Below are 22,741 nucleotides of genomic sequence, written 5' to 3' on the forward strand. Positions count from 1 at the left end.
CTTGCTGGATTATGGGTGCCGGCGTGCTTGTGCCGGCGGGGCGGTAAAAAGCGGGAGGTGTCAGCGCTGCGGCCGGGCGGGTTTCCCGGTGACGGCGGCGACGACGGCGGCTTGGCGCAGCAGGCCAGTGACCATTCCGTCCCGGTCAATGACCGCGTATTCGCTGCCTTGCAGTTTGGCCAGGTACTGGACGAGTTCCTGCCCGGCCGCGGCTTCGGGGACGTAGGCGCCGGCCGCCAGCGGGCGGGCGACGGCGCTCACCGGCACCTGGCCGGCCTGCTCGTCCGGAACCGAGGCGAGGGCCCCGCGGTCCACGACGGCCTCCGGCTGGCCGGTTGCGGCAGTGACCAGCACGGCGGCGTCCGGATACTGGCGGGCCAGCCGGAGCGCCTCGCCGACGGATGCCCGGCCGGGCAGGGAAACCGCCGGTTCCATCAGGGCACCGGCACTGACCTGCGGCAGCCGCAGGCGCACCCGCGCGTTGGAGATGGCAGCGCCGGCCCCCATCCAGAGGAAGCCGCACAGCAGGGCCGCCAACAGGACAAGGCTCAGTGCAGGCGCCTCTCCCCGGAGGTAGGGCGGAATGAAAACGGCAGCCAGGAGCAGGACCGAAATGATGCGTCCGGCCCAGCCGGCGGCAACGGTGCCGCGTTCCTGCGACCCGGTGATCTTCCAGACTGCGCTTTCCACAATGCGCCCGCCGTCCAGCGGCAGCCCGGGCAGGACGTTGAAAACGGCTATCAGCACGTTGGCGGACACAAAGATGAAGGTGACCAGCTCGGCCACGCTGCCTTCGGGAACCAGCTGCAGGACCCCGAATCCGGCTGCTGCCAGCAGGAAATTGGCTGCCGGGCCGGCCAGGGCAACCAGCAGGGACCGTCCCGGGGTGGAGCGCAGGTCCCCGAACTGGGTGTGTCCGCCCCACAGCGTCAGGACGATCTTGGAGGTAGGCCAGTGGTAGGCGCGGGCGGTTAAGGCGTGCGCCGCCTCGTGTGCCAGGACCGAGAGCAGCAGCAGGACCGCGTAACCCAGGGCCACGGCGAAGGCACCGGCGCCGAGGCGGGGGAAGGCCTCCCGTACCTGGGGACCGAATACCGCCACGATCAGCGCCGCGATGAGGAACCACGAATACGCCAGGGTCACCGGTACTCCGGCGATGCTGCCCAGCGGGATACCTTCCCGGCGTTCCGTTCCGGCGGGCCCGTTGCTGCTCACCTAGCGGACTCCAGGACGGAACCGGGAAGCAGCTCGCGCAGCTGGTCTATTCCGCGGCCGGCCAGGGACTGCCATTCATGCTCGAACGCGCCCGGCGGCAACGGAACGAAGTTGGGCACCGTCAGGGTCACCAGGCCGGCCGCCTGCGCCGAGGTTGCCCCGGGCAGGGAGTCCTCCACGGCGACCACGCAGGCCTTGTCCAGGTCAGGAACGGAGCCGGCAAGCGTGTCGAAGGCCAGCTGATACGGCTCGGGATCCGGCTTGCCGTTGCTGACCATGTCACCGGTCACCACGACGTCGAACGTTCCGGCGGGAAGGGCGCGGATAATTTCCCGGGCCAGCACCGGCTCCGACATGGTGACCAGGGCGCAGGGAATATCCGCTGCCTGCAGCTCCGCCAGCAGTTCGCGGGCACCCGGGCGCCAAGGCACCTCGCGGCGGACCTGTGCCGCAACCTGGCCGATCAGCCGGTCGATGATCGCGCGGTTTTCCAAGGGGACACCGGCTCGCTGCAGCATACCCGCGCTGACCTCCAGGGCCTGGCCGACCATTGCCTCGGCTTGGGCATCCGTCCAGCCGACGTTGAAACTCGAGGTCAGTTCCTTTTCGGCGGCGATCCAATACGGCTCGGTATCCACGAGGGTGCCGTCCATATCCCAGAAAACAGCCTGCAGTGCTGCGTCGGCGTGGCTGTGGGAAGAATCTTCTGCGGAAAGGAGGGGCATGTCCTAAGTCTACGGGGCGGCGGAAGCCGGTGTTTCTTTTGCTCTCCGCGAAGCGCCGTTGCCCGGTCCTGACATGCGGGGCGGACGGGGCATAGTGTGAAGTGGTGAGCAATACCGAAGGCTTTGAAGCCACAGGCCTCCAGGACTTTTTTGGCGACGGGACGTCCTCCGAACGCGTCACGGTGATGCTGGCCGCGTTCGAAGGCTGGAATGATGCGGGTGAAGCAGCCTCCGATGCCCTGAAATTCCTGAGCCGGCACTGGGACAGCGAAAAAATTGCCAGTATCGACGCGGACGAATACTACGACTTCCAGTTCACCAGACCGTCCCTGAAACGGACGGCTTCCGGCGGGCACCGGATCAAGTGGCCGACGACGCGCATCTCCCGTGCCGAGGTGCCGGACAGCAACCTGGACATCATCTTCGTCACCGGCGTCGAACCGTCCTACAAGTGGCGGGCCTACACCGCCGAGCTCATAGCCCTGGCCAAGGAACTGGATGTGGACTGCATTGTCCTGGCCGGTGCGCTGCTCGCCGATGTTCCGCATTCCCGGCCCATCCCGGTCAGCGCTTCCTGCGAGGAACCTGACCTGCAGGAAAGCCTGAGCCTGGAGCCGTCCTCCTACGAGGGGCCGATCGGGATTGTGGGCGTGGTGTCCGAGATGGCCGGCCTGGCGGATATTCCCTCCATCTCGCTCTGGGCAGCCGTACCGCACTACGTGGGGCAGGCGCCCTCGCCCAAGGCGCAGCTGGCGTTGCTGAACCGCATCGAGGAGCTGCTGCAGGCGCCCCTGGATACGCATCTGCTGACCGAAGAGGCCGAAGCCTGGGAACGCGGCGTGGATGAACTCGCCACCGAAGACCCCGAGGTTGCGGCGTACGTCCGCCAGCTGGAAGAGGCCAAGGACACCGCCGATCTTCCCGAAGCCAGCGGCGAATCGATTGCCCGTGAATTCGAGCGGTACCTGAAGCGCCGCCGCCGGGACTGAGTCCCGGCGGCTGGACGTCCCTGGAACTGAGCCCCTAGAGCTGGAGTCCGAGCAAGGCGTTCAGCGCGGAACAAACGAGTTCGGCGCCGGCCTGGCTCCCCTTCGTTTCGCCGCGGACCGCTGCACCGGCCCAGGCGTCGACGGCCTGCAGCGCGGCCGGAGCATCCAAGTCATCAGCCAGTGCGGCGCGGATCTGCTGCAGGAGCGCGGCGGCGTCGTCATCATTGGTGAACTGCAGGGCCTTCCGCCACGCCACCAGGCGTTCCTCTGCCCGCCGCAGCTGGTCTGAAGTCCAGAACCAATCGGTGCGGTAGTGATGGGACAGCAGCACCAGGCGGATGGCTGCCGGCTCCACTCCCTCGGCACGCAGCCGGGAAACCAGGACCAGGTTGCCCAGCGACTTGCTCATTTTCTCGCCGTCGAGCCCCACCATGCCGGCATGGGCGTAGTGCGAGGCCAGAGGCGTACCCTCGCAGGCAAAGGCGTGTCCGGCACTCATTTCGTGGTGCGGGAAGACCAGGTCCGAGCCGCCGGCCTGCACCGTGAAGGGACGGGGCAGGAAACGCTGGGCGATGACGGAACACTCGATGTGCCAGCCTGGACGTCCGGTGCCGAGCCGGCCGCCGTCCCAGGACGGCTCACCGGTCCGGGCCATGCGCCACAGCAGCGGGTCCAGGGCGTTCCGCTTGCCGGGACGCTCCGGGTCTCCCCCGCGCTCCGCGAAGACCGGCAGCATCTGTTCCCGGGTCAGGTGCGAGACCTGTCCCAGCCACCAGGCATCCGGATCCCCTTCAGCCAGACGGGAAGCGGCGTCGACGTCGAAGTAGAGGTCGCCGTCGGGCTCTCCGCCGTTGCCGGAAACCCGGTAGGCCAGGCCGCGGTCCATCAGGTCCTCCACCACCGGCACGATCCACTCCACTGCCTCTACAGCGCCGATGTAGTGGTCCGGGGCCAGGACGTTCAAGGCCTCCATGTCATCACGGAAAAGCTGGGTCTGCTCCTGCGCGAGCTGCCGCCAGTCCGCACCGGTGGCGTTGGCGCGCTCGAGCAGCGGATCATCGACGTCGGTGACGTTCTGGACGTACCGGACGGTGTGTCCGGCGTCGCGCCACTGGCGGTTGAGCAGGTCGAACGCCACGTAGGTGGAGGCGTGGCCCATGTGCGTGGCGTCGTACGGAGTGATCCCGCAGACGTACATGCTCGCGTCCCCGCCGGGACGCACGGTCACCCTGGCCTGTGCGGCCGTGTCATAGAGCCGGACGTCGTCCGACTTTCCGGGCAGGGAGGGCAGGGAGGAAGATTTCCAGGCAATCACCCTTCCACTCTAACGGGCACGGCTAGGCGGTAAGGACGCCGAAGCCCAGGAGGAGGTAGATGCAGATGCCGAGGAGGATGCGGTACCAGACGAAGAGGCGGTAGCTGCGGGTGGAGACGTAACGCAGGAACCAGCCGATGATGATGAAGCCCACAACGAAGGCGACCACCGTAGCGGCACCGGTCTGCAGCGCGGTGTAGGGCATGGGCTCGTCCAGCGACTTGACCAGCTGGAACAGGCCGCTGCCGAACACTGCGGGAATGGCCAGCAGGAAGGCGTACCGGGCCGCGGCTTCACGGGTGTAGCCCATGAGCAGCCCGGCGGTAATGGTGCCGCCTGACCGGGAAACGCCGGGGATCAGCGCCAGGGCCTGGGCAAAGCCGTACAGGATGCCGTGGCGATAGGTGAGCTGGTCCAGTTTGCGCTGCTGGCGGCCGACCGCGTCGGCTACGGCCAGAATGATGCCGAAGACAATCAGCATGGTGGCGACGATCCAGAGGCTGCGGAAGGTGCTTTCGATCTGGTCCTGGAAGAGCAGGCCCAGGACCACGATGGGGATGGTGCCGATAATGATCAGCCAGCCCATGCGGGCATCCGGATCATTGCGGGGCACCCGGCCGGACAGCGAACCGAACCAGGACTTGATGATCCGGACAATGTCCTTCCAGAAATACACCGCGACGGCGGTTTCCGTGCCCAGCTGGGTGATGGCGGTAAAGGCCGCTCCCGGGTCCTGTGCCCCGGGCAGCAACTCCCCCACGATGCGCAGGTGTGCGCTGGAGGAGATGGGGAGGAACTCTGTCAGACCCTGGATCAGGCCAAGGAAGATCGCTTCAAACCAATTCACACCTAAGACTCTAATAGACTCCTGTGACGCATCCGTTCACCCGTGGCGGCCGCTACCGGTTGGCTGAGCGTCCCAGCGGGCCGTTGTCCTGGTCTCCGGCAGCTGTCGGATCCTGCGGAACTTCGTCCACCTCGTCCGCGGCGTCGTAGTCGCCTTCGTCCTCATCGTCTTCGTAGATCTCCAGCGGCGTCACTTCGCCGTAGGCGTCGTAAAGGACTTCCTCATAGACTTCGAAGGCATCGGCGATGGCCAGGTACGCGCTTTCGACCACCGGATCCTTCTCACCGCGTCGTGCGGCCGCGGCCGCGAGGTGCTCCTCGAACGCAGTGACAAGGGACTGGAGCGCGATGCGCGGATCTATGCTCATGACCTAGACGTTATCGGTAAAGTAGGGAAAATTGGAGGGAAATGCGCGAACAAATTCTTGCACCTGATGTCTCCCGCCGGCGCGAAAATTCCCGGGACTACGAGTACCTGGTGGTGTCGGTGGACCCGAACGAATCACTGCCCGATGCCCGGCGCCGCCTCGTGGAGCACGCCGAGTACGGCAAGTGGGAACTGCACCGGAGCCGGATCTACAGCGGCGGCGGACGTCGGTTCTGGCTGCGCCGAAGAGTCCTGCGCGTCCAGCGGACCACCTAGCCTCCGCCCGCCGGTTCTTACTCCGCCGGGCCCAGGACCGCGTTGGCCACGCTGCCATGCACCGAATCCTCGCTTGAGGGGTGGAACATGCCGGCGAGGACGTCACGGTAGAGCCGTTCCAGTTCGGAGCCCCGGAAATAGCTGCGGCCGCCCGCAACCCGAACGGCGGTCTCCACCACGCCGCGCGCCGTTTCGGTGGTCCGGTACTTCAGGCCGGAAAGCAGCGGGAACCAGTAGCTGCCGTGGTCGGTGCCTTCCTCAAGATCCCGTGCCACTGCTCCGAGCTGCAGATGGACGCCGTCCATCCGCAGCGCGGCGTCGGCAATCTTCCAGCGGGTAGCGGGATCCGCCGACGCCGGAGTGCCCTCGCGCCCGACGCGCCCGGAGGCTGCCTCAACGGCCAGTTCCACGGCGCGGTCCCCGATGCCCGTATAGACGGCGGACAGCAGGGTTTCGAACAAGGCGAAGATTCCGAAGACAAAGGCATCCCCGTGCGGGCCCACCGGCGTCGTGCGGACCATCCGTGCGGCCGGCACCACGGCGTTGTCCAGGTGGGTGGTGCAGGACTGGCTGGCCCGCATGCCCATGGTGTCCCAGTCATCCGCGATGGTGATGCCCCCGGTACCGCGGTCCGCGAATCCGAAGACCAGCCGTGGCTCCTCCGGGTCCGAGGAGTCCTTTCCGAAGATGCCCAGCCGGGTCCAGGCCGGGGACAGGCTGGTGAAGATCTTGGTGCCGGTGAAGGCGTAGCCGCCGTCGCCCGTGGGACGGGCCGCGGTGTGCGAATCGAAGAGCACGGCGGGGTTGCCGGGCTCGGACACTCCAAAGGCAAACAGCTCGCCCGCCGCCGCCTCGCGGAGGACGAAGTCCAGCGAGTTATCCCCCGCCAGGGCGAGCAGGTGCGCGACGCCGCACCAGACCAGGTGCATGTTCACAGCCAGTGCCGTCGCCGGAGCGGCGGAAGCCAGGAGCCGCTGGCAGGAGACGACGTCGGGAATCCCCAATCCGGCTCCGCCCTCGTCCTTTGAGGTGAACAGGGCGAGGTAGCCCGCGGCGCGCAGGTCCGTCAGGTCCTGGGTGAAGAAACTGTTGGTTTCGTCATAGCCTGCGGCACGGGAGCGCAGGCGCTCCAGCAGTTCCGGGGTGAGGATATCGGCGGCGGCCGGCAAGGGGTTCTCCTTCGGGAGGCGGGAAGGGATCAGTAGTCGGTCAGCAGGCGGGACAGGACCCGGGTGCCGAACTTCAGGGAATCCACCGGCACCCGTTCATCAACGCCGTGGAACATGCCCGTGAAGTCCAGGTCCGCCGGGAGGCGCAGCGGGGCGAAACCGTACCCGGTGATGCCCAGCCGGCTGAGGGACTTGTTGTCCGTGCCCCCTGAGAGCGTGTAGGGCAGCACCGGAGCACCGGGATCCTCTGCCTGCAGGGCGGAGATCATCGAGTCGACCAGGTTGCCCTTGAACGGCACTTCGAGGGACACGTCCTGGTGCTCGTAGCTGATGTCGATGCCTTCGCCGGCAAGTTCGCGGATGGTGGCCAGCACCTGTTCCTCCTGCCCGGGCAGGGTCCGGGCATCGATCAGGGCCTCGGCGGTGCCGGGGATGACGTTGTGCTTGTACCCGGCCTTCAACACGGTGGGGTTGGAGGTGTTCTGCAGGGTGGCGCCCACAAACCGGGCTACGGTGCCCAGTTCGGCAAGGATCCGGTCCGGGTTCTCCGGATCGAACTCGACACCGGTCAGTTCGGTGACGCCGTCCAGGAAGGCGCGGGTGGTATCCGTCAGCTCGATGGGCCAGGGGTGGCTGCCGATATTGGCGACGGCGCGGGCCAGCCGGGTGACCGCGTTGTCGGTGTTGATCTGGGAACCGTGCCCGGCACGCCCGTGGGCCACCAGCCGCAGCCAGGAGATGCCCTTTTCCGCTGTCTGCAGCAGGTAGGTCCGCTTCCCGCCGATGGTGGCCGAGAAGCCGCCCACCTCGGAGATGGCCTCCGTGGCGCCGTCGAACAGTTCCGGGCGGTGTTCCACTGCCCAGCGTGCACCGTAGTCGCCGCCGGCTTCTTCGTCGGCGAAGAACGCGAAGACGATGTCCCGCCGCGGACGTGTTCCGGTGCGGGCCATGGAACGCATAACGGACAGGATCATGGCGTCCATGTCCTTCATGTCCACGGCCCCGCGGCCCCAGATCAGCCCGTCCCGTTCCTCGCCGCTGAACGGGTCCACCGTCCAGTCCGCTTTCTGGGCCGGAACCACGTCAAGGTGGCCGTGGACCACGAGGGCGGGCAGGGAGGAGTCGGTGCCCTCCATCCGGGTCACTACCGAGGCGCGTCCGGGAGCAGACTCGAACAGATCGGCGGACAACCCGGCTTCTTCGATCAGTCCGGCGGTGTACTCGGCAGCGGCACGCTCCCCCGGGCCGGAGTTGTCACCGAAGTTGGAGGTGTCGAAACGGATGAGCTCCTGGCAGATCCGGGCCACCTCGTCTTCGGCGCGGGGCTGCTCGGCACGGACGTCTGTAGGCATGTGCTTCTCCTTCGATGAACTGTGCAGCCAGCTTAGCCAGAGCAACGGCAGGATGGGCCGTATTTCGCGGCAACGGCAGGCCAACAGGCCTCCGGCTTGGGCCGATTCGTGGTTCACGCATAAACCGTGTTAGAGTTTTTCCCGTTGCTTCCACAGCTTTTGAACAACTGAAGAGCCTGTGGAGATCACCCAGCGCGGGTGGCGGAATGGCAGACGCGCTAGCTTGAGGTGCTAGTCCTCTAACGAGGGTGGGGGTTCAAGTCCCCCTCCGCGCACAGTGAAGTCCTCCCGGAATCCACGGATTCCGGGAGGACTTTTTTGTTTGTCCGGAACCGTCCGCTGTGATCTTTGACTCACATCGCCTGCCGCCCTTCGGTACCCTCGCACCATGGACGGCAGCGGAGTCTTTAATCTCCTGCTCGTGGCTTTTTTCATTCTGCTGGGCGGAATCTTCGCCGGCGCGGAGATGGCGCTGGTGTCCCTCCGGGAGAGTCAGATCAACGCCATCGAGCGAACCGGGAAGCAGGGTAGGCGAACAGCACACCTGGCCCGCAACCCCAACCTGTTCCTGTCGGCGATCCAGATCGGCGTGACCCTCTCCGGTTTCTTCTCGGCCGCTTACGGTGCCTCGGCGCTGGCCCCGGCCGTTGAGCCCGTGCTGCGGCAGTGGGGGCTGCCCGAGTCCGCGGCGGAGGCAACGGCGTTCATTTTGCTGACCCTCGTGGTGGCCTATCTGTCCCTGGTGTTCTCGGAACTGGTGCCCAAGCGGCTGGCCATGCAGAATGCGGTCCTCTACGCCCGGATCCTCTCCCCCGCACTGAACCGGTTTGCCATGCTGATGCGTCCCGTCATCCGGCTGCTGTCCTTTTCGACCGATGCCGTGGTGCGCCTGCTGGGCGGAAATCCGAACGTCAAGACCGTGCCGGTGAGCAGCCAGGAATTGTGGGACATGGTGGCGGCGAGTCCGATGCTCGCCGAGGACAGCCGCAGGATTCTTTCGGACGTCTTCGGAGCAGGCACGAGGCTGGTGCAGGAGGTGATGCGGCCCCGGACCGAAGTGGTTTTTGTCCGGGCAGACCTTCCGCTGGAGGAAGCAAGGAACCGGGTGCGGCACCAGCCCTATTCCCGCTACCCGGTCACCGGCGGATCGGTGGATGACATCCTGGGGTTCATCCACGTCCGGGACCTGATGCCGGACCCGGAGGCGGCGGGTCCGGATAAACGCACCGTAGCCGACATCCTGCGGCCGGTCCTGTTCCTGCCAGGGACCGCAGCGGTCCTGCCGTCCCTGGGCAGGATGCGCCGGGAGAACAGCCACATCGCGATCGTGGCGGATGAATACGGCGGCACTGACGGCATTGTCACGTTGGAAGACCTGGTGGAGGAACTGGTGGGGGAAATCTACGACGAGTACGACACAGTCCGGGACCCCGAGGACCGTTACCGCAGGGAAAAGGGACAGCTGGTGGTGGACGGCGCACTTATCCTGCAGGAATTCGAGCGGCTCACGGGCGTCGGCCTGCCCGAGGGCCAGTATGAAACGGTGGCCGGGTACATCCTGGAGCAGCTGGGCCGGATGGCCCGGCCCGGTGACGCGGTGCAGGCGCCGGGCTGCCGGCTCGAGGTACTGGGCGTGCGCGGACGGCGGATCGGTGCGGTCCGGGTAATTCCGGCAGCATCCGGGTAAACCGCCACCGCAGCCCATTGCCTAAAGACGGCGCCACCGCGCAGAATACCGACCAACGCGGCATCCCTGAACGTCCGGAAGGACAGCCATGGCTGACATCAAGGCGGAAACCGTCCAGCCCGAGCTCAAGCGGGTCATGGGCACCAAGCTGCTGCTGCTCTTTATTGTCGGCGACATCCTGGGCACCGGCGTCTACGCCCTGACCGGACAGGTGGCCGGCGAAATCGGCGGTGCAGCCTGGGCGCCGATCCTGCTCGCTTTCGCGGTAGCGACGATTACTGCTTTGTCCTATCTCGAACTGGTGACAAAGTATCCGCAGGCCGCCGGTGCAGCCCTCTACACGCATAAGGCCTTCGGCGTGCATTTCCTGACCTTCCTCGTGACCTTCGGGGTGCTGTGCTCCGGTATCACTTCCGCGTCCACGGCGTCGAAGTTCCTTGCCGAGAACTTCATGGTCGGATTCCACCTTGGGTGGGGGCAGACCGGGGTCACCGCGGTCGCTGTCACCTTCATGCTGCTGCTGGCCGTGGTGAACCTGAGGGGCGCCGCGGAAAGCGTGAAGTTCAACATCGTCCTGACGGCAATTGAGCTGACCGGGCTCCTGATCGTGATCGCCATCGGGTTCTGGGCCATGGGCCAGGGCAATGTGGACTTCTCCCGGGTGGTCGTGTTTGAAACGGAAACCGGCAAGAGCGTGTTCCTCGCCCTCACGGGTGCCACCGCCCTGGCGTTCTTCTCCATGGTCGGCTTCGAGGACTCGGTGAACATGGCGGAAGAAACCCGCGATCCGGTGAGGATCTTCCCGAAAGTGATGCTTACCGGCCTGACCATCACGGTCTCGGTCTACCTGCTGGTGTCCATTGCCGCCGTCGCCGTGGTGCCGGTGGGGCAACTCTCCGAATCCGCCACCCCGCTGCTGGAGGTGGTGCGTGCCGGTGCCCCCAACCTTCCCGTGGACGTTATCTATCCCTTCCTGTCCATCTTTGCCGTCGCCAACACCGCCCTGATCAACATGCTGATGGCCAGCCGGCTGCTCTATGGCATGGCAAAGCAGGATGTCCTGCCCCGCGGGCTGTCCGCGGTCCTGCCCGGACGCCGCACCCCCTGGGCGTCCATTGCGTTTACGACGGCGATCGCGGTGGGCCTGATCATCGTGGTCACCAACTTCATGGGCCGGGAAACGGTGACGGCACTCGGCGGGACCACCGCACTGCTGCTGCTGGCCGTCTTCACGGTGGTGAACATCGCGTGCATCGTCCTGCGACGAACGCCGATCGACCGGCCGCACTTCCGCTCCCCCGGCATCATGCCCTTCATCGGCGCCGGAACCTGCGCCTTCCTGCTTGGCCCGTGGGCGCAGGATGCCATCGAGTACCGGATTGCCGGGTTGCTGCTGCTGCTCGGACTGGCGCTGTGGGTGCTCACCTGGATCTGGAACCGGGCGGTCAAGGCGCGTAAAACCCGTTTCAGCGACCCCTCGCAGCTGAGCTGAGCGAGCCAGTGGCGAAGCAGGCAGGAAGAAGGAAACCATGACCGTCGTCGTCGGATACGTACCTACACCGGAGGGGGAAACAGCGCTGCGCGCCGCGCTCCGGGCGGCGCGGGACCTGGCCACCGGACTCGTGGTGGTCAACGTGGAGAGCACGCGCAAACCGCGGCCGGAACATACCCCGGATTATCTGCAGACGCTGACCGGGGTCCTGCAGGGCAGCGGGGTTTCCCATGTCCTGCTTCACCCCATGGGGGATTTTGATGCCTCCGAGGAAATCCTGAAGGCCGCCCAGGACCACGGTGCGCAGTTGGTGGTGCTGGGGATCCGGCACCGGACGCCGGTAGGGAAGCTTTTCCTTGGCAGCACGTCCCAGCGCGTGCTGCTGGAGGCTGCCTGCCCGGTCCTGGCGGTCAAAGCGGGCCAGGCGTGAGGCCTGTTAGTCCTGGAGCTTGGCCAGTACCGCTTCGATTCCGGTGAACGTCTCCACGAAGGACGTGGACAGGGGCGACAGGCCCAGTCGGATGCCGTCCGGATTGCGGTAGTCCGGAATGATCCCCTGCTCCCAGAGTGCGGCGGTCACTGCTTTGAACTTCGGATGGTCGATGGTGATGTGGCTGCCGCGGCGCTCCGGATCGCGCGGCGAGGCCAGCACGACGCCGCGCGGAGCCAGCAGCGCATCAACGGCCGTGACAGCGTATTCGGTAAGCGCCTGCGACTTCGCGCGCACTGCCTCCATGCCGGCCTCCCGGAGCAGGGCAATCATGTCCTGCATGGCGAGCATGCCCAGGATGGGAGGGGTGCCCGAGACCAGGCGGCGGATGCCCTCGGCCGGAACATAGCCCTGCGCCATGCCGAACGGGTCACTGGAACCCAGCCAGCCCTGGATGGGCTGGGAGAAGTCCGCCTGATGGCGGGCCGCCACGTAGGCCCAGGCCGGGGCGCCCGGGCCGCCGTTGAGGTACTTGTAGCTGCAGCCGACGGCGTAGTCCGCTCCCTCGGCGTCCAGCTCGGCGGGTACGGCACCCACCGAATGGCACAGGTCCCACAGGACCAGCCCGCCGGCGTCGTGCACGATTTTGTTGATGGCCGCTGAATCGGCAAGGTACCCGGAGCGGTAGGCCACGTGGCTGAACACGGCCAGCGCCGTCTGCGGGCCGACGGCGTCCGCCACGGCTTCGGCGCTCACTCCGCCGGCGTAGTCGGCGGACGCCCAGCGCAGGGTCAGGCCGCATTCGCGGGCCACGCCTTCGAGGACGTACCGGTCCGTCGGGAAGTTGTCGGCATCGAGCAGGATCTCGGTACGGCCGGGACGGGCGGCGACGGCGGCCCGTGCCAGCTTGTACAGCAGCACGGTGGTGGAATCCGCCACGATGCACTGGCCGGGGGCGGCACCGAGCGCCACCTCGCCGAGGGCATCGCCGATCCGGCCGGGCAGTTCGAGCCATTCCTCGTCCCAGCCGCGGATCAGGCGCCCGCCCCACTGGCGGGAGACGAAGTCCTGGAGGTTTTCGGCGGTGGCACGGAGCGGGCGGCCGAGCGAATTTCCGTCCAGATATGCGTGGACTCCCTCCGCCGGCAGGAACCGGTTCCGGTATCCGGCGAGGGGGTCTGCGGCGTCGAGTTCCTTGGCGGCAACCAGCAGGCCGGGAGCATCAATCATGAGGGAACCTTAGCATCAGGCGCATCCAAGCCCGTCCGCTTCCGGGTGCTGCCGGAGGCGGACGGGCTCTGGGGCCGGGGGCTCAGGCCCGGGCTGCGGCCAGCGGAGTTACCGAACCGGAGAAATGCCGCCGGTGGGAACGCGGGTTCCAGCCCGTGAAGGTGGAGCCGGACCAGCCGCCGGGCGTCTGCTCGTCCGAGATGGCCACGGCCACGGTCGCCGGCAGGAACACCGGAGCCTCGAAGTCGATGGTCCACTGGAACGGGCCCTCGTGGGTCTGCACGGAATCCGCGACGACCCGTGAGGCCAGGTACATGCCGTGGGCCAGTGACTGCTTCATGCCCAGCGCCTTCGCCGACAGGCGGCTCAGGTGGATGGGGTTGAAGTCGCCGGAGACCCGGGCGTAGTTGCGTCCGGCGTCGGCACCCAGGCGCCACAGCGCCGTCGGGAGCGGGGGAACGAATTCCGCGCGCACCGCAGACTTGTCCGGGCGGTCGAACTTCGGCAGGAAAACACCCTTGGCCAGATAGGTGGAACGGCCCCGCCACACGGTTTCCGGGCAGCCGTCGGCCTCAACGGTGACCTCCGCGACGAGTTCCACCTGGGTGCCGGCACGGTGCCCGGCGAGGTTCTCCGCCCACGCCGTAACCGTCAGCGCTTCGCCGTAGTGGATCGGCCGCAGATGCTGCACCTCATTGCGCAGGTGCACCATGCCCAAAAGCGGCAGCGGGAAGTCCTCGCGCGCCATCAGGCTCATGGCCACCGGGAACGCGAAGGTATGCACGTAGCCGGTGGGCAGGTAGTCGCTGGCGCTGTGCTGGACCAGGCGCTGGAAATCGGTGAGCCGGGCCAGGTCCACGGACGCCCCGCGGACCACGTGCCGGTCCGCCGTCAGCGTGCCCGCGGCCTTCGACGGTGACAGGCGTGACTTCGCCGCGCTCCCCACCGCACCGGCGTAAAGCCGCCCGAGCGTGGGAATCTCGCTCAGCTGGGTGTCGGTCATGCGCCCACCATGTTCTGACCGCAGACCCGCACTACCTGGCCGTTGACGCCGGCTGTGGCGTCGGAGGCGAGGAAGGAAATGGTTTCGGCCACGTCCACCGGCAGGCCGCCCTGCTGCAGGCTGGACAGCCTGCGGGCCACCTGCCGGGTAAGCGCGGGAATGGCAGCGGTCATGTCGGTTTCAATGAAGCCCGGTGCGACGGCGTTGATCGAGCCGCCGCGCGGTGCCAGCAGCGGGGCGGTGGCCCGGACCATGCCGATGACGCCGCCCTTGGAGGCTGCGTAGTTGGTCTGGCCGCGGTTGCCGGCAATGCCGCTGGTGGAGGCCAGCGAAACGATCCGGCCCTCGGGGCTGAAGCCGCTCGAGGCGAGGAAGGTTTCGTTCATCCGCAGCTGCGAGGCGATGTTGACGGCAATGACCGAGCCCCAGCGGGCTTCGTCCATGTTGGCCAGCAGCTTGTCGCGGGTGATGCCGGCGTTGTGGATCACGATGTCCAGGTGCCCGTAGCGTTCGACGGCGTGGGTGAGGATGCGGTCCGCAGCGTCTTCGCGGGTGATGTCGACCTGCAGCGCGGTGCCGGAGATTTCGTTGGCCACCTTCGCCAGCTGCTCCCCCGCGGCCGGCACGTCGACCACAATTACGGAGGCGCCGTCGCGGTGCAGCACGCGGGCGATGGCCGCACCGATGCCGCGGGCGGCACCGGTGACGACGGCGACCTTGCCGGCGAGAGGCGCGTTCCAGTCCTGCGGAAGCTCACCGGCATCGGAACCGACGGTGATGAACTGGCCGTTGACGTAGGCACTCTTGCCCGACAGCAGGAACCGCAGTGCGGCCGCCACCGAGGGGGCCGTTGCCTGTACGCCGTTGGCCAGCACGATGCCGTTCGCCGTCGCACCGCCGCGCAGTTCGTGCGCAATGGAACGCAGGGTGCCGTCGACACCCTGGCGGGCCGCGGCGGCGGCCGGGTCCTGGGCTTCCGCGGCGGGCCGGGAAACGGTGACGATCCGTCCGCCGGGAGCCAGGTCCCGCAGGGCTGCGCCGGCGGCCAGGGTCGGTTCGCCCAGGTCCGTAGGCGCCGCGGCGTCGTCGACCACAATCAGGATGGCGCCGAGCTTTTCCTTCGGCGTGGCGTGCCGGCGGACGTCCTGGTCCCAGTCAAGGAGCAGGCGGGAGAGCTCATCGGCGGCAGTGCTCTTTCCGAGCACAAGCACCGGGCCTGGCACCAGGGGCTTGGACGGGTCGAAGCGGCGCAGGATGGCCGGCCGGGGCAGGCCGAGCTTCTTGGACAGCTCCTTGGTGAAACCGCTGTTTACGAGGTTCAGGTAGGTATCACTCATGATCAGCGCGCCTCGAGGATTGCGACGAGGCCCTGGCCGCCGGCAGCGCAGATGGAGATCAAGCCGCGGCCCGAACCCTTTTCATGCAGCATCTTGGCCAGCGAGGCCACAATTCGTCCACCGGTGGCGGCGAAGGGGTGCCCGGCTGCCAGCGAGGAGCCGTTGACGTTGAGCTTGCTGCGGTCGATGCTGCCCAGCGGCGCATCCAGGCCCAGCCGGGTGCGGCAGAATTCCTCGTCCTCCCAGGCGGCCAGGGTGGAGAGGACGGTGCCGGCGAAGGCCTCGTGGATTTCGAAGAAGTCGAAGTCGTCGAAGGTCAGGTTGTGGCGGGCCAACAGGCGCGGTACGGCGAAGGCCGGAGCCATCAGCAGACCGTCCTTGCCGTGCACGAAGTCGACGGCGCCGGCTTCTGCATCCACGATGTTCGCCAGCATCGGCAGGTCGTGTTCGCGGGCGTAGTCCTCGGAGCCCAGCAGCACCACGGAGGCGCCGTCGGTCAGCGGGGTGGAGTTGCCGGCGGTCATGGTGGCTTCATCGCCCAGGCTCTTGCCGAAGGCCGGCTTGAGCTTGGCGAGCTTTTCCATGGTGGTGTCGGGGCGCAGGTTCGCGTCCTTTGCCAGGCCGCGGTACGGGGTCACGAGGTCGTCGAAGAAACCGCGGTCGTAAGCGGCAGCCATGTTGCGGTGGCTGTTGAAGGCCAGCTCGTCCTGGGCCTCGCGGGTGATTTTCCACTGGGCGGTGGTCAGGGCCTGGTGCTCGCCCATGGACAGTCCGGTGCGCGGTTCGCCGGTGGACGGCGCGTTCGGGGACAGGTCCTTGGGGCGGATCTTGGCAACGGCTGCCAGCTTCTGCTTGGTGGTCCGGGCGCGGGAGAGGTCCAGCAGCGCACGGCGGAGGCCTTCGCTGACGGCGATGGGTGCGTCCGAGGCGGAGTCGACGCCGCCGGCGATGGCGGATTCGAGCTGTCCCAGCTTGATCTTGTTTGCCAGGCTGACCACTGTCTCGAGGCCCGTGGCGCAGGCCTGCTGCACGTCATAGGCGGGGGTTTCCGGCGACAGCGCCGAGCCCAGGACCGCTTCGCGGGTCAGGTTGAAGTCGCGGGAGTGCTTGAGGACTGCTCCGCCGGCTACTTCGCCGATCCGCTCGCCCTGCAGGCCGAAGCGGGCAATCAGCCCGTCAAGGGCGGCCGTGAGCATGTCCTGGTTGGAGCTGTACGTGTACTTGCCGCCCGAGCGGGCGAAAGGAATGCGGTTTCCGCCGATCACCACCGCCTTGCGCACCGAAGACCCGGCGCCGTTGTTCGTGGGTGTAGCTCGTGCGGGTTCAGGCTGTGCAGCCATTCGTCGTTCTCCTTGGGAGTCCATGGGGGTGGGTGTGACGCCAGTTACTGTAACCCAGCGTACCTGATACGCTCAGTATCGTGAACAACGCACTTGAAGATCCTTCCGCGCCGTCCCCGGCTGCGGACGGCCGCGCCCTCCGCTGGGAAGCGCACCGGGCCGAGCGCCGTCGTACCCTCATCAAGACGGCGCGCCGGGCCGTCCACACCCTGGGCTGCGCGGCGTCGATGGAAGAGATTGCCGCCGCGTCCGGGACCTCGAAGTCCGTCTTCTACCGCTACTTCGGGGACAAGGCCGGACTGCAGAAGGCCATGGGCGAAATGGCGGTGGCCCGGATGCAGGAAAAGATCCTGGATGCAGGCCGTACTGCCCCCTCCGCCAGGTCGGGGCTCCGTGCGATGGTCTCCGCCTACCTGCAGATGGCCGAAACCTCCCCCAACGTCTACCTGTTCGTGACCGGACAGCTGGCCGACGGCGGACCGGGACAGATCGACAGCACCCTCTCCTCCTTCTTCGAAGCCATCACCGCGATGATGGACTCGGCCATGCGCCATTACCTGGCGGGCCGGGAGGTTCCGCCCGAGGCCAGCGCTACCGCGCAGTACTGGCCTACGGCGGCACTCGGGATGATCCGGGCAGCCGGTGAGCGCTGGATTGCCGCTCCCCCGGGCCCCGGGAAGCCGACCGAAGAACAAATGACCGACCAGCTGACCGCCTGGCTCTTTGACGGCATCGGCTACGACCGGGGGCATCAGCTCCCGACCCCTCCAGCTACTCCCTCCAACCACGAGAAGGAAACGCAATGACGCAAACACTTTCCCCCACCGAACGGCAGCTCCCGGCCAGTGCCACGATCCGCGACAACGACGCCGCCGTCGTGGACGTCGAGTCGCTGGGCCGTGTCCTGCTCGGCAAATGGGCCGACAATCGGCTCGCGGCCCGCAAGATCGCCGGCATGGAAGCCATGCAGACTCCCGCGGGGCTGACGTATACCGAGCACCGTGAGCGGGTCATGGACCAGTTGAAGATCCTGGTGGAGAGCAAGTCCGTCCACGGCGCGTTCCCCAAGTACGTGGGCGGCGAAGACAGCCACGGCGCCAACGTCGCCGGCTTCACGGAACTTGTGGTGGCCGATCCGTCCCTGCAGATCAAGGCCGGCGTCCAGTGGGGTCTCTTCGGTTCCGCCGTGATGCACCTGGGCAACCGGGAGCACCATGAAAAGTGGCTGCCCGGCATCATGAGCCTGGAAATTCCGGGCTGCTTTGCCATGACGGAAACCGGACACGGTTCCGACGTCGCGAGCATCGCCACCACCGCGGAATACGACGCCGCGTCCGAAGAGTTCATCATCAACACCCCCTTCCGGGCCGCCTGGAAGGACTACATCGGCAACGGCGCCGTCAACGGCAAGGCCGCCGTCGTCTTCGCACACCTGATCACCCAGGGCGTGGACCACGGCGTGCATGCCTTCTATGTCGAGCTTCGCGACGACAACGGGTTCCTGCCCGGCATCGGCGGCGAGGATGACGGCATCAAGGGCGGTCTGAACGGCATCGACAACGGCCGGCTGCACTTCTCCAATGTGCGCATCCCCCGGACCAACCTGCTCAACAAGTACGGCGACGTCGCTGCGGACGGCACCTACACGTCCGATATCGAGAGCCCCGGCCGCCGCTTCTTCACCATGATCGGCACCCTGGTGCAGGGCCGCGTTTCGCTCGACGGCGCAGCCGTCAACGCGAGCAAGCTGGCGCTGAAGACGGCCATCCAGTACGGCACGGAGCGCCGCCAGTTCAACGGTGCTTCCGACATCAAGGAAGAGGTGCTGATGGACTACCAGCAGCACCAGCGCCGCCTGCTGCCCCTGCTGGCCACCACGTTCGCTGCAACGTTCGCGCACGAGGAACTGCTGCACAAGTTCGACGACGTTTTCTCCGGTGCCCATGACACCGACGAAGACCGCCAGGACCTGGAAACCCTTGCGGCGGGATTGAAGTCCCTGTCCACCTGGCACGCCCTGGACACGCTGCAGGAATGCCGCGAAGCCACCGGCGGCGCCGGGTTCCTGGCCGAGAACAGGTTCACCGCCCTGCGCGCGGACCTGGATATCTACGCCACCTTCGAGGGCGACAACACGGTGCTGCTGCAGTTGGTTGCCAAGCGCCTGCTGGCTGATTACGCGAAGGAATTCGCCGGTGCCGACTTCGGCGTCCTTGCGCGCTACGTGGTTGGCCAGGCCACGGACGTGACCCTGCACCGCACCGGGCTGCGCCGGATTGCACAGTCCTTCCGTGACTCCGGGTCGGAGAAGAAATCCGCCATTGCGCTGCGCGATCCGCGCACCCAGCATGATCTGTTGGCGGACCGCGTCGGCACCATGGTGGCGGAGGTTGCCACTGCACTCAAGGAAGCCCGCGGGCTGCCGAAGGACAAGGGTGCGGCGGTGTTCAACGAGAACCAGCACGCCCTGATCCAAGCTGCGCGCGCCCACGCAGAACTGCTCCAGTGGGAAGCCTTCACCCGGGGCCTGGAACGGATGGAGGACGCGGGCACCCGCCAGGTCATGACCTGGGTCCGCGACCTGTTCGGACTGTGCCTGATTGAAAAGAACCTGGGCTGGTACCTCATGAACGGGCGTCTGTCCGCGCAGCGCGCCCGCACCCTGGGGCCGTACATCAACCGCCTGTTGGCCAAGATCCGTCCGCACGCCCTGGACCTGGTCGACTCGTTCGGCTACGGCCAGGAACACCTGCGGGCCAAGATTGCCACGGGTGCGGAGAAGGTCCGCCAGGATGAGGCCATGGAGTACCAGCGCCTGCTGCGTGCCAGCGGCGCCGCACCGGTGGACGAAAAGGTCCTGATTGCCCGCAGGAAGGCTGAGCAGAAGAAGTCCCGGAAGTAGGTTTCCTGCGGTCCGGGCAGCCGGGCAGCTGAAAGCTGGGCAGCCGGGCAGCTGAAAGGGCGCTGTCGCACACACTGTGCGGTGGTGCCCTTTCTGCGTTCCGGCCGGGGTCCGGGGTTGAGAGTCCGCACAGCGTCCCAGTGGGTGGGGCCCCTGTTGCCTGGTGGGGTCCCACCAGTCACAGGAGCACCAATCTGTGGGACCCTCTGCGGCGGGGCAGGTCGCCGGGCCTGGGGCACAGCGTCCCACGATGTGGGGCTGGTGTTGCCTGGTTGGGTCCCATCAGTCACATGCGCACCAAACCGTGGGACCCTCTGCGGCGGGGCAGGTCGCCGGGCCTGGGACCAGCACAGCGTCCCACGATGTGGGGCTGGTGTTGCCTGGTTGTGTCCCATCAGTCACAGGAGCACCAATCTGTGGGACCCTCTGCGGTGGGGCGGGTCGCCGGTCCCCGGTCCGGACAGCGAAAAGGCGCCGCCGCAGCTGCGACGGCGCCTTTCGGGTGTTCCGGTGCTAGGCCAGGACAGAGCGGTACACGGCGAGGGTTTCCTCCGCGATGGACTCCCAGGAGAACTGCTCGGTGGCCCGGGCGCGGCCGGCCTCGCCCATCCGCTGTGCCAGCGCCGGATCGGTGACCACTTCGGTCAGCGCCTCAGCGAAGTCCCGCACGAACTTCTCGGGGTCCAGCGGCGTGCCGGTTCCGTCGGTGACCTGCTCGATGGGCACCAGCAACCCGGTGACGCCGGTATCGACGACCTCGGGAATACCTCCGGTGGCGCTGGCGACGACGGCGGTGCCGCACGCCATTGCCTCAAGGTTCACGATGCCCAGCGGTTCGTAGACCGACGGGCAGGCGAACACGGTGGCGATGGAGAGGATCTTGATCAGCTCGGCGCGCGGCAGCATGCGCTCAATCACCACGACGCCGGTGCGGGTGCGCCGCAGTTCCTCGATCAGCACTGCGGTTTCCGCAGCCAGTTCAGGCGTGTCGGCGGCGCCGAGGCACAGCACCAGCTGGACCTCCGGCGGCAGCAGCGCGGCAGCGCGCAGCAGGTACGGCACACCCTTCTGGCGGGTGTTGCGGCCTACAAAGACCACGCTGGGACGGTCCGGATCGATGTCGAAGGCGCGGACGCCGTCGGGGTCGATGTCCGGCTGCCACTGCTGCACGTCGATGCCGTTGTGGACTACCCGAACCCGCTCCGGGTCCACGTCGGGGTAGCTGCGCAGGATGTCCTGGCGCATGCCTTCGGAGACGGCGATGATGGCCGCGGCTGCCTCGTAGGCGGTTTTCTCCACCCAGGAGGACACGGCGTATCCCCCGCCGAGCTGTTCGGCCTTCCACGGACGCAGCGGCTCCAGGCTGTGGGCGCTGAGCACGTGCGGAACGCCGTGCAGCAGCGAACCCAGATGACCGGCCATATTCGCATACCAGGTATGTGAATGGACCAGGTCCGCACCGGCCAGTCCACCCAGGATTTCAAGGTCCGTCCCGAGGGTCTGCACGGCAGGATTCGCAGACTTCAGCTCCGCCGGCACCGCATAACTCTTTACTTTGGCTCCGTGGAAATCTTCGGGGCGCGGGGCCCCGAAACAATGCACATGGAGATCTACTTCTCCGGCCAGGACCCGGCTGAGCTCGGCAACGTGAACGCCTGCTCCTCCGTAGATTTCCGGCGGGAATTCCTTCGACACAATATCTACTCGCACTAAACCAACGTAGTGCACCGGGCAACCAGTGATCTAGTCTGAAGTCAGTAGACTTATTTTCGGAAGAGGTTCAACACAATGGCGCCAAAGAAGGTCCTGGCAGTAGTTCTCGCAGGCGGCGAGGGTAAACGGCTAATGCCGCTTACAGCAGATCGGGCTAAACCGGCGGTTCCCTTTGCCGGGCGCTACCGCCTCATCGACTTCGCACTTTCAAACCTGGTGAACTCCGGGTACCTGCAGATCGTGGTCCTGACCCAGTACAAATCCCACAGCCTGGATCGGCATATCTCCGAAACCTGGCGGCTTTCCACCCAGCTGCAGAACTATGTGGCTTCCGTGCCCGCACAGCAGCGCGTGGGCAAGAGCTGGTTCCTCGGCAGCGCGAACGCCATCTACCAGTCCATGAACCTGATCGAGGATGCCCAGCCGGACATCGTTGTCGTGATCGGCGCGGACCACGTGTACCGCATGGACTTCTCCCAGATGGTCGAGGCGCATATTGCCTCCGGCGCATCGGTGAGCGTTGCCGCCGTGCGGCAGCCGCTGCACCTCGCGGACCAGTTTGGCGTGATCGAAACCGATTCCGAGAACCCGGAGCGCATCGCTGCGTTCGTGGAAAAGCCGGAGACCACCCCGGGCCTGCCCGATGATCCGGGCAGCTTCCTGGCCTCCATGGGCAACTACGTCTTCAACACCGACGCCCTGGTTAAGGCACTGCAGTGGGACGAGGAACGCCTGGTCACCAAGCACGACATGGGCGGGGACATCATCCCCTACTTCGTGGAACGCGGCGACGCCGCCGTGTACGACTTCACCCGGAACATCATCCCCGGTGCCACCGGCAGCGACCACCAGTACTGGCGCGACGTCGGCACCCTGGACTCCTACTACGACGCCAACATGGACCTGATCTCGCCCCTGCCGGCGTTCAACCTGTACAACCTGCAGTGGCCCATCTACACGCGGCAGAGCATCTCCCCGCCCGCCAAGTTCGTGCGCAGCGCCTCCGACCAGGCCGGCACCGCCTTCGACTCGATCGTTTCCGACGGCACGGTGATCTCCGGCGGCAAGGTGACGGGTTCCGTGCTGGCGCAGGACGTCTATGTGGGCTCCAACGCAGAGGTGACCGACTCGGTGCTGATGGACAAGGTGCATGTGGGTGAAGGGGCGATCATCCGCCGCGCCATCATCGACAAGAACGTGCGGATCCCCGCCGGAGCCACGGTTGGTGTGGACCGGGAACTGGACCTCAGCCGCGGTTTCACCGTGACCGAATCCGGCCTCACCGTGCTCAGCAAGGGACAGCGCGTCCCCGAGGCCTGAAAAAATAGGTAGGAGCAGGGGCGCCGGGTGTGA

General features: G+C 66.7%; 20 protein-coding genes and 1 tRNA gene. 9 read left to right on the forward strand and 12 right to left on the reverse strand.

The window, feature by feature from the left end:
• Positions 1 to 60: 60 nt before the first annotated feature.
• Both NNX38_RS09025 and NNX38_RS09030 read right to left on the reverse strand, forming a co-directional pair.
• Positions 61 to 1,215, reverse strand: a complete 1,155-nt coding sequence (locus tag NNX38_RS09025; protein WP_255797690.1) for a site-2 protease family protein — start codon at positions 1,213 to 1,215, stop codon at positions 61 to 63.
• Positions 1,212 to 1,940, reverse strand: coding sequence for an HAD family phosphatase (locus tag NNX38_RS09030; protein ID WP_255797691.1), 729 nt, complete (start codon positions 1,938 to 1,940; stop codon positions 1,212 to 1,214). Before NNX38_RS09030 ends, NNX38_RS09025 begins: the two co-directional genes overlap by 4 nt.
• Positions 1,941 to 2,044: 104 nt before the next feature.
• Between NNX38_RS09030 and NNX38_RS09035 the strand changes: the two genes are divergently transcribed.
• Positions 2,045 to 2,929, forward strand: a complete 885-nt coding sequence (locus NNX38_RS09035) for a PAC2 family protein (RefSeq protein WP_227921601.1) — start codon at positions 2,045 to 2,047, stop codon at positions 2,927 to 2,929.
• Between the two features lie 34 nt (positions 2,930 to 2,963).
• Here NNX38_RS09035 and mshC read toward each other — a convergent pair whose 3' ends face one another.
• The 3 genes from mshC to NNX38_RS09050 are packed head-to-tail and all read right to left on the reverse strand — an operon-like array spanning position 2,964 to position 5,458.
• On the reverse strand, positions 2,964 to 4,244 hold the full coding sequence (gene mshC, locus NNX38_RS09040; RefSeq protein WP_255797692.1) for a cysteine--1-D-myo-inosityl 2-amino-2-deoxy-alpha-D-glucopyranoside ligase: 1,281 nt from the start codon (positions 4,242 to 4,244) through the stop codon (positions 2,964 to 2,966).
• A gap of 22 nt (positions 4,245 to 4,266) precedes the next feature.
• Entirely contained in the window at positions 4,267 to 5,091 is an 825-nt protein-coding gene (locus tag NNX38_RS09045; RefSeq protein ID WP_255797693.1) for an undecaprenyl-diphosphate phosphatase, read from the reverse strand.
• Positions 5,092 to 5,143: 52 nt separating this feature from the next.
• Positions 5,144 to 5,458 carry a hypothetical protein gene (locus tag NNX38_RS09050; RefSeq protein ID WP_255797694.1) on the reverse strand — a complete coding sequence of 105 codons (315 nt, stop codon included), beginning with the start codon at positions 5,456 to 5,458 and terminating at the stop codon, positions 5,144 to 5,146.
• Between the two features lie 41 nt (positions 5,459 to 5,499).
• Here NNX38_RS09050 and NNX38_RS09055 point away from each other — a divergent pair, with 41 nt between their 5' ends.
• The gene (locus NNX38_RS09055) at positions 5,500 to 5,733 is read left to right on the forward strand and encodes a DUF5703 family protein (protein ID WP_229951905.1); all 234 of its coding nucleotides are present in this window, start codon (positions 5,500 to 5,502) and stop codon (positions 5,731 to 5,733) included.
• 17 nt (positions 5,734 to 5,750) lie between these two features.
• On the opposite strand, the gene NNX38_RS09060 is transcribed toward NNX38_RS09055, so the two are convergent.
• Positions 5,751 to 6,902 carry an acyl-CoA dehydrogenase family protein gene (locus tag NNX38_RS09060; protein ID WP_255797695.1) on the reverse strand — a complete coding sequence of 384 codons (1,152 nt, stop codon included), beginning with the start codon at positions 6,900 to 6,902 and terminating at the stop codon, positions 5,751 to 5,753.
• 29 nt (positions 6,903 to 6,931) lie between these two features.
• On the reverse strand, positions 6,932 to 8,254 hold the full coding sequence (locus NNX38_RS09065; protein ID WP_255797696.1) for a M20/M25/M40 family metallo-hydrolase: 1,323 nt from the start codon (positions 8,252 to 8,254) through the stop codon (positions 6,932 to 6,934).
• Positions 8,255 to 8,446: 192 nt separating this feature from the next.
• Here NNX38_RS09065 and NNX38_RS09070 point away from each other — a divergent pair.
• The 4 genes from NNX38_RS09070 to NNX38_RS09085 all read left to right on the forward strand — a co-directional run bounded on the left by NNX38_RS09070 (position 8,447) and on the right by NNX38_RS09085 (position 11,863).
• Positions 8,447 to 8,529, forward strand: a tRNA-Leu gene (locus NNX38_RS09070).
• A gap of 113 nt (positions 8,530 to 8,642) precedes the next feature.
• Positions 8,643 to 9,941 carry a hemolysin family protein gene (locus tag NNX38_RS09075; RefSeq protein WP_255797697.1) on the forward strand — a complete coding sequence of 433 codons (1,299 nt, stop codon included), beginning with the start codon at positions 8,643 to 8,645 and terminating at the stop codon, positions 9,939 to 9,941.
• 88 nt (positions 9,942 to 10,029) lie between these two features.
• Positions 10,030 to 11,433, forward strand: a complete 1,404-nt coding sequence (locus NNX38_RS09080) for an APC family permease (RefSeq protein ID WP_255797698.1) — start codon at positions 10,030 to 10,032, stop codon at positions 11,431 to 11,433.
• Positions 11,434 to 11,470: 37 nt separating this feature from the next.
• A complete protein-coding gene (locus NNX38_RS09085) occupies positions 11,471 to 11,863 on the forward strand; it encodes a universal stress protein (RefSeq protein WP_255797699.1) in 393 nt (130 codons plus the stop codon).
• A gap of 6 nt (positions 11,864 to 11,869) precedes the next feature.
• Here NNX38_RS09085 and NNX38_RS09090 read toward each other — a convergent pair whose 3' ends face one another.
• The 4 genes from NNX38_RS09090 to NNX38_RS09105 form a co-directional block, all read right to left on the reverse strand.
• On the reverse strand, positions 11,870 to 13,093 hold the full coding sequence (locus NNX38_RS09090) for a kynureninase (protein ID WP_255797700.1): 1,224 nt from the start codon (positions 13,091 to 13,093) through the stop codon (positions 11,870 to 11,872).
• A gap of 82 nt (positions 13,094 to 13,175) precedes the next feature.
• Positions 13,176 to 14,096: a MaoC/PaaZ C-terminal domain-containing protein gene (locus tag NNX38_RS09095; protein ID WP_255797701.1), complete on the reverse strand. Its 921-nt coding sequence runs from the start codon at positions 14,094 to 14,096 to the stop codon at positions 13,176 to 13,178.
• Positions 14,093 to 15,433: a 3-oxoacyl-ACP reductase gene (locus NNX38_RS09100; RefSeq protein WP_255797702.1), complete on the reverse strand. Its 1,341-nt coding sequence runs from the start codon at positions 15,431 to 15,433 to the stop codon at positions 14,093 to 14,095. The genes NNX38_RS09095 and NNX38_RS09100 overlap by 4 nt, the downstream gene beginning before the upstream one ends.
• Positions 15,434 to 15,435: 2 nt before the next feature.
• On the reverse strand, positions 15,436 to 16,773 hold the full coding sequence (locus tag NNX38_RS09105; RefSeq protein ID WP_229951914.1) for an acetyl-CoA C-acetyltransferase: 1,338 nt from the start codon (positions 16,771 to 16,773) through the stop codon (positions 15,436 to 15,438).
• Positions 16,774 to 16,853: 80 nt separating this feature from the next.
• Between NNX38_RS09105 and NNX38_RS16930 the strand changes: the two genes are divergently transcribed.
• On the forward strand, positions 16,854 to 17,579 hold the full coding sequence (locus NNX38_RS16930; protein WP_255797703.1) for a TetR/AcrR family transcriptional regulator: 726 nt from the start codon (positions 16,854 to 16,856) through the stop codon (positions 17,577 to 17,579).
• Entirely contained in the window at positions 17,576 to 19,675 is a 2,100-nt protein-coding gene (locus NNX38_RS09115; protein WP_255797704.1) for an acyl-CoA dehydrogenase, read from the forward strand. Before NNX38_RS16930 ends, NNX38_RS09115 begins: the two co-directional genes overlap by 4 nt.
• A gap of 513 nt (positions 19,676 to 20,188) precedes the next feature.
• Here NNX38_RS09115 and glgA read toward each other — a convergent pair.
• On the reverse strand, positions 20,189 to 21,385 hold the full coding sequence (glgA, locus tag NNX38_RS09120; protein WP_255797705.1) for a glycogen synthase: 1,197 nt from the start codon (positions 21,383 to 21,385) through the stop codon (positions 20,189 to 20,191).
• Between the two features lie 78 nt (positions 21,386 to 21,463).
• On the opposite strand from glgA, the gene glgC reads away from it, so the two are divergent.
• Positions 21,464 to 22,708 carry a glucose-1-phosphate adenylyltransferase gene (gene glgC / locus NNX38_RS09125; protein WP_308219825.1) on the forward strand — a complete coding sequence of 415 codons (1,245 nt, stop codon included), beginning with the start codon at positions 21,464 to 21,466 and terminating at the stop codon, positions 22,706 to 22,708.
• The last annotated feature ends 33 nt before the right edge of the window (positions 22,709 to 22,741 follow it).

The organism is Arthrobacter sp. zg-Y238, from assembly GCF_024385525.1.
Taxonomy (GTDB): domain Bacteria; phylum Actinomycetota; class Actinomycetes; order Actinomycetales; family Micrococcaceae; genus Arthrobacter_B; species Arthrobacter_B jinronghuae.